This window comes from Nocardioides astragali, from assembly GCF_024436375.1.
Lineage (GTDB): Bacteria > Actinomycetota > Actinomycetes > Propionibacteriales > Nocardioidaceae > Nocardioides > Nocardioides astragali.
The window spans coordinates 238,371-254,333 of sequence record NZ_JAFMZM010000002.1; the positions used below are offsets into that span (position 1 = coordinate 238,371).

At 66.4% G+C, this 15,963-nt stretch carries 12 protein-coding genes; 10 read left to right on the forward strand and 2 right to left on the reverse strand.

Annotated features, from left to right (window positions below; genetic code table 11):
* Positions 1–53: 53 nt before the first annotated feature.
* Positions 54–368: a DMT family transporter gene (locus J3P44_RS06245; RefSeq protein ID WP_255889393.1), complete on the forward strand. Its 315-nt coding sequence runs from the start codon at positions 54–56 to the stop codon at positions 366–368.
* Between the two features lie 49 nt (positions 369–417).
* On the opposite strand, the gene J3P44_RS06250 is transcribed toward J3P44_RS06245, so the two are convergent.
* A complete protein-coding gene (locus tag J3P44_RS06250; RefSeq protein ID WP_255889394.1) occupies positions 418–1,281 on the reverse strand; it encodes a 3-hydroxybutyryl-CoA dehydrogenase in 864 nt (287 codons plus the stop codon).
* A gap of 75 nt (positions 1,282–1,356) precedes the next feature.
* A complete protein-coding gene (locus J3P44_RS06255) occupies positions 1,357–3,642 on the reverse strand; it encodes a molybdopterin-dependent oxidoreductase (protein ID WP_255889395.1) in 2,286 nt (761 codons plus the stop codon).
* A gap of 293 nt (positions 3,643–3,935) precedes the next feature.
* Between J3P44_RS06255 and J3P44_RS06260 the strand changes: the two genes are divergently transcribed.
* The 9 genes from J3P44_RS06260 (at position 3,936) to gabT (ending at position 15,940) form a co-directional block, all read left to right on the forward strand.
* Positions 3,936–5,381: an aminobutyraldehyde dehydrogenase gene (locus J3P44_RS06260; RefSeq protein WP_255889396.1), complete on the forward strand. Its 1,446-nt coding sequence runs from the start codon at positions 3,936–3,938 to the stop codon at positions 5,379–5,381.
* A gap of 26 nt (positions 5,382–5,407) precedes the next feature.
* The gene (locus J3P44_RS06265) at positions 5,408–6,526 is read left to right on the forward strand and encodes an alcohol dehydrogenase family protein (protein ID WP_255889397.1); all 1,119 of its coding nucleotides are present in this window, start codon (positions 5,408–5,410) and stop codon (positions 6,524–6,526) included.
* Positions 6,527–6,827: 301 nt separating this feature from the next.
* Entirely contained in the window at positions 6,828–7,877 is a 1,050-nt protein-coding gene (locus J3P44_RS06270; RefSeq protein WP_255889398.1) for a glycine betaine ABC transporter substrate-binding protein, read from the forward strand.
* Between the two features lie 325 nt (positions 7,878–8,202).
* Complete coding sequence (locus J3P44_RS06275; RefSeq protein WP_255889399.1) at positions 8,203–10,017, forward strand: ABC transporter permease; 1,815 nt, start codon at positions 8,203–8,205, stop codon at positions 10,015–10,017.
* 62 nt (positions 10,018–10,079) lie between these two features.
* Positions 10,080–11,225: a quaternary amine ABC transporter ATP-binding protein gene (locus J3P44_RS06280; protein WP_255889400.1), complete on the forward strand. Its 1,146-nt coding sequence runs from the start codon at positions 10,080–10,082 to the stop codon at positions 11,223–11,225.
* 223 nt (positions 11,226–11,448) lie between these two features.
* Positions 11,449–13,086: a GMC family oxidoreductase gene (locus J3P44_RS06285; RefSeq protein WP_255889401.1), complete on the forward strand. Its 1,638-nt coding sequence runs from the start codon at positions 11,449–11,451 to the stop codon at positions 13,084–13,086.
* The gene (locus J3P44_RS06290; RefSeq protein ID WP_255889403.1) at positions 13,083–13,532 is read left to right on the forward strand and encodes a hypothetical protein; all 450 of its coding nucleotides are present in this window, start codon (positions 13,083–13,085) and stop codon (positions 13,530–13,532) included. Before J3P44_RS06285 ends, J3P44_RS06290 begins: the two co-directional genes overlap by 4 nt.
* Before the next feature lie 44 nt (positions 13,533–13,576).
* Positions 13,577–14,476 carry a LysR family transcriptional regulator gene (locus J3P44_RS06295; protein WP_255889404.1) on the forward strand — a complete coding sequence of 300 codons (900 nt, stop codon included), beginning with the start codon at positions 13,577–13,579 and terminating at the stop codon, positions 14,474–14,476.
* A 117-nt stretch (positions 14,477–14,593) separates the two neighbouring features.
* Positions 14,594–15,940, forward strand: a complete 1,347-nt coding sequence (gene gabT, locus J3P44_RS06300; RefSeq protein ID WP_255889405.1) for a 4-aminobutyrate--2-oxoglutarate transaminase — start codon at positions 14,594–14,596, stop codon at positions 15,938–15,940.
* Positions 15,941–15,963: the final 23 nt, after the last annotated feature.

Genomic DNA, 15,963 nt, shown 5'->3' on the forward strand with positions numbered 1-15,963 from the left:
CTCCCCCTGCGCGAGCCGCCCGACTGCCTTGTGGGCACGTGATGCTGGGCTCATTGGGACTGTTGCTGGTCGCCGTGGCGGTGGAGGTGGCGGCCACGTCGTTCATGCCTCGGACGAACGGCTTCCGTGAACCGGGATGGACGGCGCTCGTGCTTGCGGGATACGCCGTCTCGCTCGCCCTCCTGGCTCTGGTCGTGCGCACGTTGCCGGTGTCGGTCGCGTACGCGGTGTGGGCGGGGCTTGGCACGGCCGCCGTCGCCGTCATTGGAGCCGTCTTCCTCGGCGAACCGATGGGGATGGCACGGGTGATCGCCATCGCGATGATCGTCGCGGGCGTGGTGGTTCTGAATCTCGGCGGCCTGCACTGACGCCGCCGGCGTGCACCTGGTCTTCGTCGAGTCGGAAGGGCGCGGCCGCTCAGTAGGTGTAGAACCCGCGCCCGCTCTTGCGGCCCAGCAGACCTGCCGCGACCATCCGCTGCAGCAGCGGGGGAGCGGCGTAGAGCGGCTCCTTGAACTCCTCGTAGAGCGACTCTGCGACGGCCTGGGTGGTGTCGAGGCCGATGAGATCTGCAAGGGCGAGGGGACCCTGCGGATGTGCGGCGCCGAGCACCAGGCCACGGTCGATGTCCTCAGCCGACGCGAAGCCCGACTCGTACATTCGGATCGCTGACAAGATGAACGGGATCAGGAGCGCGTTGACCACGAATCCGGCCCGGTCCTGGCAGTCGATCGGCTGTTTGCCGAGCCCGGTCGCCCATGAGCGAGAACGCTCGAGGGTCTCGGGCGAGGTCAGCAAGGAGGGGACGAGTTCCACCAGCCTCAGGACAGGCACAGGATTGAAGAAGTGCACTCCGACCACCTGACCGGGACGCGACGTCGCGACCCCGAGCTTCATGATGGGGATGGAGGAGGTGTTGGACGCGAAGATCGCTCTCGGGTCCTCGACGACGGCGTCGAGCTCCTTGAAGAGCGCGACCTTGGCAGTCTCGTCCTCGACGATCGCCTCGACGACGATCTCCCGGTCGGCAAGAGCGCCGAGATCGCTGACAACATGGACACGCTGCAGCACGCCCTCGGCCGACTCGATGCGTCCCTTCGCTGCCGCGCGCTCGAGTGACGCCGCCAGCCTGGCCTTGGCGGCTCTCGCGGAATCGACGCCCGACTCCACCAGGACGACGTCTTGGCCCGCGCGGGCGCTCACCTCGACGATCCCTGAGCCCATCAGCCCACCGCCGACCACACCGACCTTAGAGACCTGCTGTTCCGAGGAGATAGTCATAAGGAGATACTAGGACGTCCAAGTAATGTCGTATGTCGGCGGTCTGCGGGCCGAGACACCTGCTGAACGCATACCTCACGCGAAGGGTGGCGGCCGTCCGACGGACAACTCAGGCAGTGGACCTTCCCAACGCTCGACCTCGACGAGCGTGTGCTGCGCCGTCGTGCCTTGCGAGAGCGTCGATGAGGGAACGTCAGCAGTAAGGACGTTGGGATTGCCATGTCGGCAGAAGGACGGGTCCTCGGGGTCCGGGTCGTACCACGCACCGGTTGACAGCTGGACGACGCCGGGACGCAACGCGTCCGACACCTGCAGCCCGGCAAGACACGAACCCCGGCTGTTGCGTACCAGGACGACGTCCCCTGTCTGCAACCCACGCGACTCGGCGTCGGCCGGGTTCATGCGGATCGGCTCGCGTCCGTGGATCTTGCTCGCCTGACTCGTGGAACCGACGTCCAGCTGGCTGTGCAACCTCGTCCGCGGCTGGTTCGAGATCAGGTGCAGCGGGTAGGCGCGATCGCGCTTCCCGAGCCACTCCGCGGGGGCCATCCACACGGGATGACCCCGGCAGTCCCGGTAGCCGAAGGACTCGATGGTTTCGGAGAAGATCTCGATCAGCCCCGACGGAGTCGCCAACGGGTGCGCGTCGGGATCCTCGCGGAACGACTGGTGGAGCACCTGCCGCGGGTCTGCAACGGGGATCATGATGTGCTCGCTGGCCCAGAACTCGGCGAACTCGGGCACGTGGTGCCCCAGCTCGCCGAGCCGAGACCGCCAGCCCTCGTAGAGGTGGTGCAGCCACTGCATGGGCGAGCGCCCCTCGGTGAAGGCCTCGCCCAGTCCGAGCCGATTGGCGACGTCGCCGAAGATCGCGTAGTCGTCACGAGCCTCTCCAGCCGGCTTCGTCAGAGCGGGCATCGGGAAGAAGTGCGGGTCGTTGCGTCCTGACCCGAAGTCGTCGCGCTCGATCGACATGGTGGCCGGAAGGACGATGTCGGCATGACGCGCCGTGCTGGTCCAGAAGGACTCGTGCACCACGACGGTCGAGGGCCGAGAGAACGCACGCCTCAAGCGAGCGAGATCCTGGTGGTGATGGAACGGGTTGCCACCTGCCCAATAGACGAGCTCAATGTGAGGGTACGTCAGCTCCGCACCGTTGAACTGGATGACCCCACCGGGGTCCAACAGCATGTCGGCGATGCGGGCGACGGGAATGAAAGCCGGTTCGGGGTTGACGCCCTGTGGCAGTGAGGGAGGGCTGACCACCCGTCTTGCGAGGCCGATCTCTGCCGACGCGCCATAGCCATGCTGGAACCCACCGCCAGGAAGTCCGATCTGTCCCAGCATCGCTGCCAGGGTGACTCCGAGCCACACGGGCTGCTCACCGTGCACCTGACGCTGCATGGACCAGCTCACGTTGATCATGGTGCGAGCTCCGGCCATCCGGCGCGCGAGACCGGTGATGACGTCGGCTGGGACCTCGCTCAGCTCGGCTGCCCACGCCGGCGTCTTGGGCACTCCGTCGGTGCGCCCATTCACGTAGTCGATGAATCGGTCGTACCCGACGGTGTGGCTCGCGAGGAACGCCGTGTCGACCAGGCCCTCCTGGTCGAGGACGAAGGCGAGCGCCAGCATCAGGGCGGTGTCCGAGCCCGGAACCGGTGCGATCCACTCGGTCCCCGCCTCGGCGAACGCGTCGTCTCGGATCGGAGTGATGTCGACGAAGCGGCAGCCGGCCTCCCGTGCGCGTCGCACCTCCTCGCGGGCGGAGTGATCGGCTATGCCACCCGAGTTCACCGCGGTGTTCTTCGCCGACAGTCCTCCGAACGACACGAAGAGCTCGGTGTGCTCGCGGATCACAGCCCACGTCGTCCCGTCAGCCATGACCGCGGCTGGCGACGACCCCAGGACGTGGGGCAACAGGATTCCCGACGTCCCGTAGCTGTAGTCGGCTACGCCGGCGACATACCCGCCGAGCGTGTTGAGGAACCGGTGTATCTGGCTCTGGCTGTGGTGGAAGCGTCCGGCGCTGGCCCAGCCGTACGAGCCGCCGTACACGGCTGACGATCCGTAGGTGCTGTAGACGCGGCGTAGCTCGGCGCTGAGCAGTTCGAGCGCAGAGTCCCAGTCGACCTCCACGAACGGCTCGTCGCCGCGACCCGCACCCCCGGGCCCCCGTTCGAGCCATCCTCGCCGGATGGCAGGACGCGCGACGCGAGCCGGGTGGTGCTGGCTCGACGCGACGTTGTGGATGATGTGCCGGGGGTCGGAGTCGCCTGACCACCCGGTCACGTCTGACAGCGCCGTGCCGTCGGAGCGGGCCTCGAACACCCCGAAGTGCGTGACATGACGTCGCTTCACGGTGCGCTGAACTCCCTTCCAAGGCTCATCTGTCGATCAAACCCCATCGAAGACGGCCGAGCACTTGGCGGATTCACGAAATGGCGTGCGCGCTGACGACGCCCTCACCAAGCGACGACGCGCAGCGGGGAATCGTGTTCCGCTGTGGGGCCGGACGACGAGTCGCCGGGATCCTTGTTGGGAGAGTTACGGAGGACGTAGCCACTTCTCGTCGGTTGTTCAGTATTCCGTGCGACATGGCCGCACTAGCGTCGTGCATGAGCATTTCTAGTCCTGAGAAAGACGGAGACACCATGAACACCTCTCAGTTCGGTCCCGACAGCGCGGCGGCTCCTTGGGTCATCGACCCCCACGAGCCTGACGCCGCGCTGGTGGTCAACCCGGTCACCGAGGAGGTCATCGCGGCGTACCGTCGGGCGACCGAGGAAGACGTGGACGACGCGGTGACTAAGGCCGCTGCAGCGGCACGGGACTGGGGGCGGACCCCGCCCTCGGAGAGAGCCGACATCCTCATCAGGATCGCCGACGCCATCGAGGCCGAGGCAGATGAGTTCGCTCGGCTGGAGTGCGAGAACATCGGCAAGCCCATCACGTTCGCCCGGGAGGAGATGCCGTGGGCGTGGGACGTGTTCAGGTTCAATGCCGGTGCCGCTCGCACGTCCCACGCGCCAGCCGCGGGGGAGTACGCGAACGGCAGCACCTCCTGGCTTCGGCGCGAACCGCTCGGCGTGGTCGGCCTGATCACCCCGTGGAACTACCCGCTTCTCATGGCGGCCTGGAAGATCGCACCCGCGATCGCCGCCGGCAACGCGGTCGTGCTCAAACCCTCGGAGCTGACGCCGCAGACGACGATCAAGCTCGTGGACCTCGCGAACCGGTTCCTCCCGCCAGGCGTGCTCAACCTCGTCCTGGGCGACTCCACGGCCGGGAAGGCCATTGTCGCCCACCCGAAGGTCAAGATGGTTGCCATCACCGGTGACACCTCGACGGGCAGGGCCGTGGCAGCACTTGCCGCCAACACGTTGAAGCGAGTGGGCCTGGAGCTGGGTGGGAAGGCTCCGGTGCTTGTCTTCGCCGACAACCCGATCCACGAGACCGCTCGCGACATTGTCGAGTTCGGGTTCGCCAACAGCGGCCAAGACTGCACGGCAGCCTGTCGGGTCATCGTCGAGGAGACGGCGTACGACGAGTTCGTCGACGCGTTCGTCGCCGCAGCGTCCAAGCTGCAGGTCGGCGACCCGACCGACGCCGACACCACGATGGGACCTCTGGTCTCCGAGCGCCACCTGGAGCGCGTCAGCGGTTTCGTCGACCGCGCACGAGAGTCGGGTGCCACCATCCGCATCGGAGGAGAGCGCCTCGACCGACCGGGCTGGTTCTACGCTCCGACCGTCGTCACCGATGTCGAGCAGTCCTCCGAGATCATCCAGCGAGAGGTGTTCGGCCCCGTCGTCACCATCCAGCGGGGCAAGGACGAGGACCACATGCTGGAGATGGCCAACGACGTCGACTACGGGCTCTCGGCCAGCATCTGGACGACGAACCTGGGCCGAACCATGCGGCTCACACGCGAGCTCGACTTCGGGACTGTGTGGGTCAACCAGCAGATCTTCACCGCCTCGGAGATGCCGTTCGGCGGCTTCAGGGACTCCGGCTACGGCAAGGAGCTGTCGGGGCACGGGATCGACGAGTACTCGCAGTTCAAGCACGTCATGGTCAAGCCCGACCTCGACAACTAGCCACACTCGTCGCAGAGAGGCGCAGCATGACTGATCTCAAAGAGACACCTGTCCCCTCCACGATGCGCGCGACCGTGCTCATCGGGCATGGCGGGCTCGACAGGCTGGTCTACCGCGACGACGTGACGACTCCGTCACCGGGGGAGCGCGAAGTGCTCGTTCGCGTGGGCGCGTGCGGCATGAACAACACCGACATCAACACGCGCACGGGCTGGTACGACACAGCGGTGAAGACGAGCCTGTCCGAGGACCTCGGCCTTCACGGACGCGACGACGATCCGGCGTCCTCGTGGAACCAGTCGTCAGTGACCTTCCCACGCATCCAGGGCGCCGCCGTCGTGGGATCCATCATCGCCACAGGCCCAGAAGTCGACCCGACCCGGGTCGGACAGCGCGTGATGGTCGATCCCGCCGTACGCGATGCCTCGCTCCCGAAGCATGCGCAGATCTCGCAGTACCTCGGAAGCGAACGAGATGGTGGCTTCGCGGAGTTCGTCGCGGTCCCAGACGAGAATGCTCATGTGGTGGACAGCCACATGTCCGACGCCGAGCTCGCGACGTTTCCGTGCTCGTACGACACTGCGGAGGAGATGCTGGAGCGCGCTCACCTGGAGTCGGGCGAGACGATCGTCATCACCGGAGCAGCGGGTGGGGTCGGCACTGCCCTGATCCAGCTCTCACTCGTGAGAGGTGCTCGCGTCGTGGCGATCGCGAGTCCCTCCAAGCGCGAGCGCTTGCTCAAGCTGGGCGCTCACGAGTTCGTCCCCAGGGATGTGCCGGACCTGCAGGCCGCCGTCGAGGAGAAGATCGGGCCCAGGGGCGCGCACGTGGCCGCTGACGTCGTGGGAGGTGACATGTTCGACGTGCTGCTGAAGGTCTTGGCGCGTGCCGGCAGATACGCGACCGCCGGCGCCATCGGGGGTCCTGAGACCACGATCGATCTTCGCGACCTCATCTACAAGGACCTCGAGATGTACGGGATCACGAACCCCACGCCCGAGACCTTCGCGCGTCTGGTCTCGCTCGTGCAGGCTGGCAAGCTGCGACCGCTGCTCGACGCGTCCTATCCGTTGGCCGAGCTCGCCCAGGCCCAGGCCGCCATGCTGAAGCGCACGCATGTCGGCAAGTACGTGGTGACGCCCTAGCTCGGAGCGCGACGCCGTCGGTCGCCGGGGTGGACGCTGCCACCGCGATCGTGGCGGCGACGCTCCTTCTGACCCCGCAGCTGGCCCTGTCGGCCCATCTCATCAGCGGGATGCTGACCGTTAGGCGCCGGCACCACAAGCACTGCTCACGTTCGTAAATGCACCGATGGTCGACAGCCACGGTTGCCAGTTCACTGGTGAGGTCGATGTGAGGTGGAGCACCCCTGCGAGGCACAAGCCCCGGACCACCTGCGGATGAGGACCTGCATCCGAGCGTCGCACCTACCTAAGGAGCAGCAACATGAGTCGGTTCGTTGTCAGCCGCGCCGCGCAGCGCGGGGCCAGGGGTCGGAGCGTCACGGCGCTCGTCGCTGGAGTCTCAGTCACCCTGCTCGCGGCATGCGCGCAGACGGACACGGGCGGATCGGCCTCGGCTGCCGGCTCCGATGTGGCCGAGGCCCTTCAGAAGGAGGGGGAGGTCGTCTTCATGAGCTCGGATGGCCAGCTGGAGAACGGCCTCCAGGCCAATCTCATGGCCAAGGTGATCGAGGAGCTCGGCGGCGAGGCAGGACTGCAGCCCATCACCGACTACACCGTCATGGCGACCGCGATGTCCAAGGCGGACAACATGGCCGTCTTCGACTTCTGGCGTTGGCAGGCTCCCGACATCTGGGACAAGTTCGTCGAGAAGGACAAGACGATCGTCGAGCTCGGCACCACCGACTACAAGGGCGAAGAGGGTTGGTACGTGCCGACCTACGTCATCGAGGGCGACCCCGAGCGCGACATCGAGCCGACGTGTCCTGGCCTGCCGGACTGGAAGGCACTCAACGACTGCGCTGACGTCTTCGCCACCGCCAAGACGGCTCCGAAGGGGCAGTACATGGAAGGTGCCGAGTCGTGGGCGCCCTTCTACGGCGACCAGGAGCGCATCGACAACCTGAAGCTCAACTACGAGATGGTCTTCGCCGGCTCCGAGCCCGCCCTGTTCGCGGAGCTGAAGTCCGCCTACCAGCGCGGCGAGCCCTGGCTGGGCCTCATGTGGCGTCCGAACTACATGACGCAGATCATGGACCTCACCCGAGTGGAGTTCCCTCCCTACTCGGACGAGTGCTGGGGCACCACGTACGCCTGCCAGTGGCCGGAGACCGTCATCTACCAGCTCGCGTCGTCCGGCTTCGAGGAGAAGTACCCCACGGCCTGGAAGATCCTCCAGAACTACGAAATGCCGGACGAGCGTCTCAAGGAGCTCATGAGCTACGTGGTGGATGACGGGATGGACTTCCCTGACGCTGCCCAGAAGTGGATGGACGAGAACCCCGAGGTCTGGCAGGCCTGGGGAGACGTCTGACCTTCAGACGAACCTCATGTCGCGCTGGAGCGAGTACGAGATGTCCAACCATTCAGTTCGGAGTGCCGGACCGCCACGTCGAGACTTGGACGATGACATGACCCACGAAACTGTTCCAGCTCGAACGCCGACGGCTGAGACCGCCGATGGCACCGCGGACGCTCGCGGTGCCATCGGCTCCCGGCCCGAGATGAGGACGACCTCGCGACGGACGAGTCCGTGGCGGCCCAAGTCGTGGCACCTCCTCCCGCTCGTCGTCCTCGTGGCGCTGTTGTCAGCCGTTCTAGTCGGACAAACCGCCTTCCCCGATGCACTTCGGATCCAGGTGGGCAGCTGGTTCTCGCGTCAGTACAACGAGTTCGTGGTCAGTGGGCGTTGGCTCTACGAGCCCATCGCAACTCAGCTCACGACACTGTTCGACACGTTGCTGAACTCGCTGACGCTCATCGCGGCGCCGGTCGTGGTCGCTCTTGTCATCTCCGCCGTCATCCTGCTCCGCGGCTTCAAGCTCGGACTGCTGGCTCTTGCCGCCTTCGCCTGGATCCTCCTGACGGATCTGTGGCAGCCGACGCTCGAGACCATCGCCTTCATGATCGTCGCGGTGGCCCTCAGCGCGGCAGCGGGACTGATGCTGGGACTCCTCGGGTCGGTCAACTCGAAGTCGGATGCGGCCGTGCGGGCGCTTGTGGACGTCATGCAGGCCTTCCCGTCCTTCGCCTACATGGTGCCCGTGATCGTGTTGCTGGGAATCGGCAACACCGCAGCCCTGGTGGTGACCATCATCTGGGCTGCACCCCCCCTCGCGCGCATGACCAGCGTCGGCCTGAGAAGTGTCTCGCCCGACACGGTCGAAGCAGCAGTCGCGACGGGGGCGAGTCGACGACGAGTCCTCTTCGGCGTGAAGCTTCCCATGGCCTCGCACAGCATCCAGGCCGGCTTCAACCAGACCATCATGTACGCCATTGCCATGGCGACCATGGCAGCAATGATCGGTGCCTCGGGCCTCGGGGTGCCAGTGTGGGGTGGGTTGGGGCGTCTCGCGTTCGGCGACGCCCTGGAGGGTGGAATCGCTCTGGTGTTCGTCGCGATCCTGCTGGACCGGATCAGCGCCGTCCACCCAGCAGGGAGCGACCGGTCCGGCTTCCGCCCCTCGAGGTCCAAACGCCGCTTGGTGGTGCGCGCGGCCACAGCCGCCGCGCTCACCGTCGGAACGGTCGCTGCCACCGTCGCGTTGCGCGGTCCGTGGCAGGACTTCGATGACCCGCCCTGGGACAAGGTCATCTCCCTCCGGGGTCCGATCGAATCGTTGATCGAGTGGCTGAACACCACGTGGGGCGAGCAGTTCGATGCTTTCCAGGCTTTTGTGCAGGAGCTGGGCCTGAACCCTCTCGGGACCCTCTTCACCAGCGTCCCGTGGTACGTCGTGGTGGCCGGCGTCGCGCTCACGTGCGCGGTCCTGGTGGGGAGACTCGCGGCGGTCGTCGCCGGCGTGGGTGTGCTCCTTATCGGTGTCCTAGGCATGTGGACGTCCGCCGCAGAGACTCTGGCCGTCATCACCACGGCCATCGGCCTGGTCCTTGTCGTAGCCTTCCCGCTCGGCGTGCTCATGAGCATGAGCGATCGCGTGGAGGCGTGCTTCAAGCCCATCCTCGACGTCATGCAGACCTTGCCGGTGTATCTCTTCGTCATCCCTGCAGTGATCTTCCTCGGGACCGGAGAGGTGGCAGGAACGATCGCCACGTTCATCGCAGCGTCTCCTCCGATGATGCGCTACACGAATGCCGCCCTGCGCAACGTAGACCCCGAGGTCGTCGAGGCATCGGTCATGGCAGGAGCCTCACCGTGGCAAGTCCTGACCCAGGTGCGTATCCCCCTCGGCCTGCCCACCTTGATGGTCGGCCTCAACCAAGCGGTGCTGCTGGCCATGGCGATGGCGGTCGTGACCGCCTTCATCGGTTCGCCCGGCCTGGGACAGGACATTCTCTACTCGCTGCAGCGCTTCGACCTTGCGCGGGGCATCGAGGGTGGCCTGGCCATGCTCCTGGTGGCCGTGATCATCGACAGAGTCTTTCAAGGCGCGGCACGGATGCTCAGCACAGTCACTCACACTTCAGAGGAACGGATCGAGGCGGAAGCATGACCACCATGACTACTTCTGGCGCAGACACACGAAGTGGCGGAGCCAGCATCAGCGTCCACGACATGTGGAAGGTCTACGGGTCCCAGGCCAGCCGTTACCTGGAGGCCGTGCGCGCCGGCGAGGACACAGATCGTCTCGAGTGCACCAGCGCGGTGCAAGGTGTCTCGTTCGACGTCGAGCCCGGCGAGACCTTCGTCGTGATGGGCCTGTCGGGAAGTGGCAAGTCCACGCTCGTCCGTTGTCTGACCAGGTTGGTCGAGCCCACGGATGGGGTCGTCGACATCGACGGCGTCGACGTCCGGGCGATGACTCGACGGCAGCTCAGCGACACACGACGCAAGGACTGGGCAATGGTGTTCCAGCACTTCGGCCTGCTGCCCCACCGCCGAGTCCTGCAGAACGTGGCCTATGGCCTGGAGGTCGGCGGCGTCGGTCGGAGAGAGCGTGAGTCGAAGGCCCGCGAGGTGATCGAGCTCGTTGGGTTGCGTGGTGTCGAGAACAAGTACCCACACGAGCTGAGTGGTGGGATGAAGCAGCGCGTCGGGCTCGCACGAGCTCTGGCTGTCGACCCCAGGCTGTTGCTCCTGGACGAACCCTTCAGTGCTCTGGACCCCCTCATCCGCACCGACCTCCAGGACCAGCTCCTTCGGCTCGCCAAGATCGTCAAGCAGACATCGGTGTTCATCACCCACGACCTTGCAGAGGCTCTGAAGGTGGGGGACCGGATCGCCATCATGAGGGACGGTCAGTTCGTCCAGGTAGGCACGCCGGAGGACATCGTCCTGCGGCCGAAGGACGACTACGTCCGGCGCTTCGCACTCGATGCCCCCAGAGCGAAGGTGGTGACGGCCCGCACGGCAGCGACGCGGGCAACGGTCGTGGGTGCCACGGAGACCATCGATGAGGCCAGGGCGCAACTCGTCGCGGAGGGGAGCACCTCGGTCGTCGTCCATGGAAGCACCCCCTTCGTGATCTCGGGAGAACGGTTGCGGCACGTCGATACTGGTCGCTCACTCCAGGACCTGCGTGATGGACAGTTCGCCGTGGTGAGTCCCGACGCCAAGCTCTGGGACGTGATGAGCCAGATGACATCTACTGGCAACGCCGTCATCGTCCGCGACGACGACGGGGTCATCGTCGGCACCGTCGACGCCACCGCTGTGGTGATGGGCCTCGGAGTTCCCACCGCGGACGAGAATGCCGCATGAGCTCGGCCCCCGCGACGGCGTCACACGAGGTGCTCCGACCGACGTCGAGGTTGTTTTCGACAGCATCCCGATACGTCTTGGACATGCGACGGTCCGGCCAGCCACTCGTTGGAAGCATTCCAGTTCAGGTCTCGTCACGGCGTCCCTAACGTGACATACATCAATGACTGGTCTCTCGTCGGCCAGCAGGAGTGGTTCTCGCGAAGCAGTTCGGAGGAAGTTCATGACAGAGATCGGGCGTCCGGCCGACGCGACCCAGACTGACGTGCTGATCATCGGTGCCGGCCCCTCAGGCGCCACAGCAGCACGCATCCTGGCGGAGAGCGGAATCCGCGTCATCTGTCTCGAGCAAGGCGGCTGGGTGAGGCGAACGGACATTCCCAGCCAGAAGCCCGAGCGTGACGTGCTCATCGCGAGCTCGTGGTCCCCGGACCCCAATGTGCGGAACAACAGCTGGGACTATCCCTGCGACGTCGTGGACTCCGACATGCACCCGCTCAACTACAACGGGGTCGGGGGAAGCACCGTCCTGTGGGGCGCGGAGTGGCCACGCTTCGTCCCGTCCGACTTCCGCGTGAAGAGCCTCTACAGCGTCGCTGATGACTGGCCCTTCACCTACGAGGAGATCGCGCCGTACTACGACCTGCTCAGCGAGATGGTCGGCACCTCCGGCCTGGCCGGCGACCCAGCACTCCCTCCGGGCCTCGAGCACTCGATGCCTCCAGTGCCTATCGGTCGCATCGGCCGCAAGGCAGCCGAAGGCATGAACAAGCTCGGATGGCACTGGTGGCCGAGCTCACTCGCCATCAACACCAAGAGCCATGGCGACCGGGGAGCCTGCGCGCGCTGGGCGACGTGCATGTCCGGATGTCCCGAGGGCGCCAAGTCATCGTTCGACGTGGCCATGTGGCCGGCAGCTCTCGCGGCCGGGGCCACGCTGGTCACCGAGGCCCGCGTCCGTGAGATCACGGTGGACAAGTCGGGCCTTGCCAACGGCGCGACCTGGTTCGACGTCGATGGCAAGGAGCACCACACTCGCGCCTCGTCCGTCATCGTCTGCGGTAACGGCATCGGGACGCCACGTCTGCTCCAGCTGTCGACATCGAACCTCTTTCCTGACGGCCTTGCGAACTCGTCCGGACTGGTGGGCAAGCGACTGATGATGCATCCCTACGTGGGCGTTGTCGGCGTCTACGAGGAAGACATGGAGAGCTGGCTCGGACCCTTCGGTTCCGTCCTGCAGTCCTTGCAGTTCGCCGAGACCGATCTCGACCGCGGATTCGCCCGTGGGGCCAAGTGGTGTGCCAACCCGATCCCGGGACCCATGGAGCTGCTCATGCGGTACTCCGACCTGCCACTCGAGCAGCGAACCGGAGCGGCCGGACAGGCGATCGTCGAGCGAGCGCTCGGAAGGTCGTTCGAGTGGGGCGCCGAGATCGAGGACCTGCCCGACGAGAACAACACCGTCACGTTGAGTCCGGACATGGTGGACGGCTCCGGCATCCCGGCACCGAAGCTGAACTACCGGCTGTCGCAGGACAGCGTGCGCAACATGCAGTGGAACCTCGAGCGGATGCACGAGGCTCACCGCGCTGCCGGCGCGATCGAGACGAAGGAAATTCCGTACATGCCGGCTATCGGATGGCACCTGCTGGGCACCGCACGGTGCGGTGATGACCCAGCGACGTCAGTGGTTGATCCCTACGGCCGATCCCACGACGTCCCGAACCTGTACGTGTTCGACGGCAGCGTCTTCGTCACCTCGTCCTCCGTGAACCCCACGCCGACCATCGTCGCTTTCGCTGCCCGGGCGACCGAGCACATGCTGGAGACGGCCGGCGACCAGAAGGTGCCGGCATGACCATCAACGACGAGAGGACGCAGGTGGTCGACGACCAGACGCGGTCTGGGCTGGCCGCACTGGTGGACGTGATCCTCCCCGGCACGACGAGACTGCCCTCCGGTCGCAGTGTCGGGGCGCATGAGTCCTGGCTCGATCGCGTGCTGGACGCCGACCCTCGGCTCGTGCCAGCGGTGGTCGCGGTCGGATCCGCGGCTGCCGAGAGTGAGTCCTGCACGCTCGCGGACCTCGTGGTCCGCGTGGGCGCGCACGTCGAATCGGCGGTGTTCGCGCTGACGTCCGCCTACTACATCGCTCCCCAGGTGCTTGAAGCGCTCGGCTACCCCGGACAGGTGCGCCGGCCCATCTCAGAGGCCACCGCCGAGGAGCGCTACTCCGAAGACCTGCTCGCTCCGGTCCGCGAGCGCGGCGCCATCTACGTCCCCACGCCCGACTCCGCCGGCTGACGTCCGGCGTCGCGACAGCGTCTGGACCCGTGAGGGGCTGAGGAATGGACCTCCGGTTGCTGAACAGCTTCACGACCGTCGTTGCCGTCGGGACGGTCAGCAAGGCGGCCGCCGAGCTGATGATCACCCAGCCAGCCCTGACGCGCCAGATTCAGCAGCTGGAACGTCAGCTGGGCTTCGAGCTCTTCGTGCGCCACAAAGGCCGGCTCGAGCTCTCAGCCGCGGGGCTCAAGTTCGTCGATGCTGCTCGAACCGTGCTTGCCAGCGCCGAGGCCGCACGGAGCGTCGCTGACTCGCTTGCGGCGGGACGTCTCGCCCGCGTTCGGATGGCTGCTCCCACAACGACGCTCACCGACGTGCTGGCACCCTTCTTGGCCGAGCTCCTGACTGACGATCCGCTGATCACCGTCGAGGAAGCCACCTACGCGACTGCTGTCACCGGGCTGCGCTCCGGCGTGGATCTCGCAGTTTTCACGGCCCCGCCTCCGAGGTTCCTGCACAGCAGGCGCGTTGCGGTCCTTCCCATCTGGGCCTACGTCCACCCCGGGCACCCCATGGCCTCGTCCGGACGTGTGTCGGTCCCCGAGCTGGCCGCCCACCGGCTGATCGTCCTGGAAGGCACGGCCCGCGCTCGTCAGCTCCTCGACGAGTCACTGGTCCAGCACGGCGTCGCCGCGGCCGACCTCATCGAGTGTCGCAACCCGCAGGTTGCACAAGCGCTGGCTGCGGCACGCAGGGGCGTCGCGGTGCTCTCAGACGACGCGCGATTCGGACTGACCGGGCTGCCGATCAGCACGCCGCAAGGAGCACTGACACTCACCTTGCACGCGGGGTGGGATCCGCAACACCACGCGGCCGGCACCCTGGACGACCTGGCACGCCGACTCCGTGCCTTCTGCGCAACCAGGTACGGCTGCCAGGGCGACGCACCGTTTGCGAGCTAGCACTGTCGGGTCGTTGCGCCGTACGTCGATGTGAACGCCAGGTCATGTCCTGGGGGCATCGGCTCGTTGATCAACTGGCATTGGACGACATACATGTGAGCGGGTGAACCTTGACGCGTGACCAGCACTCGCACTTCACCCATTGCCACGGCCCGACGACTCGTGACAGAGATCCCGGGCCCTCGCTCACGCGAGCTGGCCGCGCGCAAGCTCGATGCGGTCGCCGGGGGAGTAGGCACGACGCTCCCTGTGTACGCCTCCGCTGCGCACGGAGGTGTGCTGGAGGACGTCGATGGCAACGTGTTCATCGACCTCGGCTCCGGGATCGCCGTCACGACCGTGGGGTCCAGCGCGCCGCGCGTCGTGGAGGCGGTCACTGATCAGGCCGGGCGCTTCACCCACACCTGCTTCATGGTCACTCCGTACGAGTCCTACCTCGAGGTCGCCGAGCGACTCAACCGACTGACCCCTGGCGACCACGACAAGCGCACGGCGCTGTTCAACTCGGGCGCGGAGGCGGTGGAGAACGCCGTGAAGATCGCTCGGTCCGCCACGGGCCGACAGGCCGTCGTCGTCTTCGACCACGCCTATCACGGGCGTACGACCCTGACCATGGCCATGACGGCCAAGTCTGTTCCCTACAAGCACGGCTTCGGACCTTTTGCCCCCGAGGTCTATCGAGCCCCGCTCTCCTACGCCTATCGCGACGGCGGACTCTCCGGCGCCGAGGCCGCCGCTCGCGCCATCGACCAGATCGAGAAGCAGGTCGGCGCCACCAACCTGGCTGCCGTCGTGATCGAGCCGATCCAGGGCGAGGGCGGGTTCATCGTCCCCGCTCCAGGCTTCCTTCCTGCCTTGGCCGAGTGGTGCCGGGCCAACGGTGTCGCCTTCGTCGCGGACGAGGTCCAGACCGGCTTCGCTCGCACGGGCGACATGTTCGCCAGCGACCACGAGGGCGTCGTCCCTGATCTCATCGTCACAGCCAAGGGCATCGCCGGCGGGCTCCCTCTGTCGGCGGTCACCGGACGCGCCGATCTCATGGATGCCGTGCACCCTGGAGGGCTCGGCGGCACCTACGGGGGCAACCCCTTGGCCTGTGCTGCTGCTCTCGCAGTCATGGACACCATCGCCGACGAGAAGCTGGTCGAGCGGGCACGTCGGATCGAAGAGGTCGTGAAGGCACGGCTGCGGAGCATCCAGGAGAAGGACGACCGCGTCGGCGACATCCGTGGGCGAGGAGCCATGATCGCGGTCGAGCTGGTGGAGCCGGGTTCTATGACGCCGGCTCCCGCCTTGGCGAAGGCCGTCGCGACCTACGCCCATCGTGAGGGAGTCATCGTGCTGACGTGCGGGACCTACGGCAACGTGCTGAGGTTCCTTCCCCCTCTCGCGATCAGTGATGCCGAGCTCGGTGAGGCCTTCGATGTCGTCGAGGACGCCTTCGCAACCTCGGGGGCCTCGTGAGCGCGCCAGCCGTTTCCGCTACC

What these genes read in the sequence shown, in the direction of transcription:
- J3P44_RS06295 (WP_255889404.1), top strand. Translation starts at nt 13,577, where the DNA reads ATGGACCTCCGGTTGCTGAACAGCTTCACGACCGTCGTTGCCGTCGGG.
- J3P44_RS06280 (WP_255889400.1), top strand. Translation starts at nt 10,080, where the DNA reads ATGTGGAAGGTCTACGGGTCCCAGGCCAGCCGTTACCTGGAGGCCGTG.
- J3P44_RS06290 (WP_255889403.1), top strand. Translation starts at nt 13,083, where the DNA reads ATGACCATCAACGACGAGAGGACGCAGGTGGTCGACGACCAGACGCGG.
- J3P44_RS06260 (WP_255889396.1), top strand. Translation starts at nt 3,936, where the DNA reads ATGAACACCTCTCAGTTCGGTCCCGACAGCGCGGCGGCTCCTTGGGTC.
- J3P44_RS06285 (WP_255889401.1), top strand. Translation starts at nt 11,449, where the DNA reads ATGACAGAGATCGGGCGTCCGGCCGACGCGACCCAGACTGACGTGCTG.
- J3P44_RS06265 (WP_255889397.1), top strand. Translation starts at nt 5,408, where the DNA reads ATGACTGATCTCAAAGAGACACCTGTCCCCTCCACGATGCGCGCGACC.
- J3P44_RS06270 (WP_255889398.1), top strand. Translation starts at nt 6,828, where the DNA reads ATGAGTCGGTTCGTTGTCAGCCGCGCCGCGCAGCGCGGGGCCAGGGGT.
- J3P44_RS06250 (WP_255889394.1), bottom strand. Translation starts at nt 1,281, where the DNA reads ATGACTATCTCCTCGGAACAGCAGGTCTCTAAGGTCGGTGTGGTCGGC.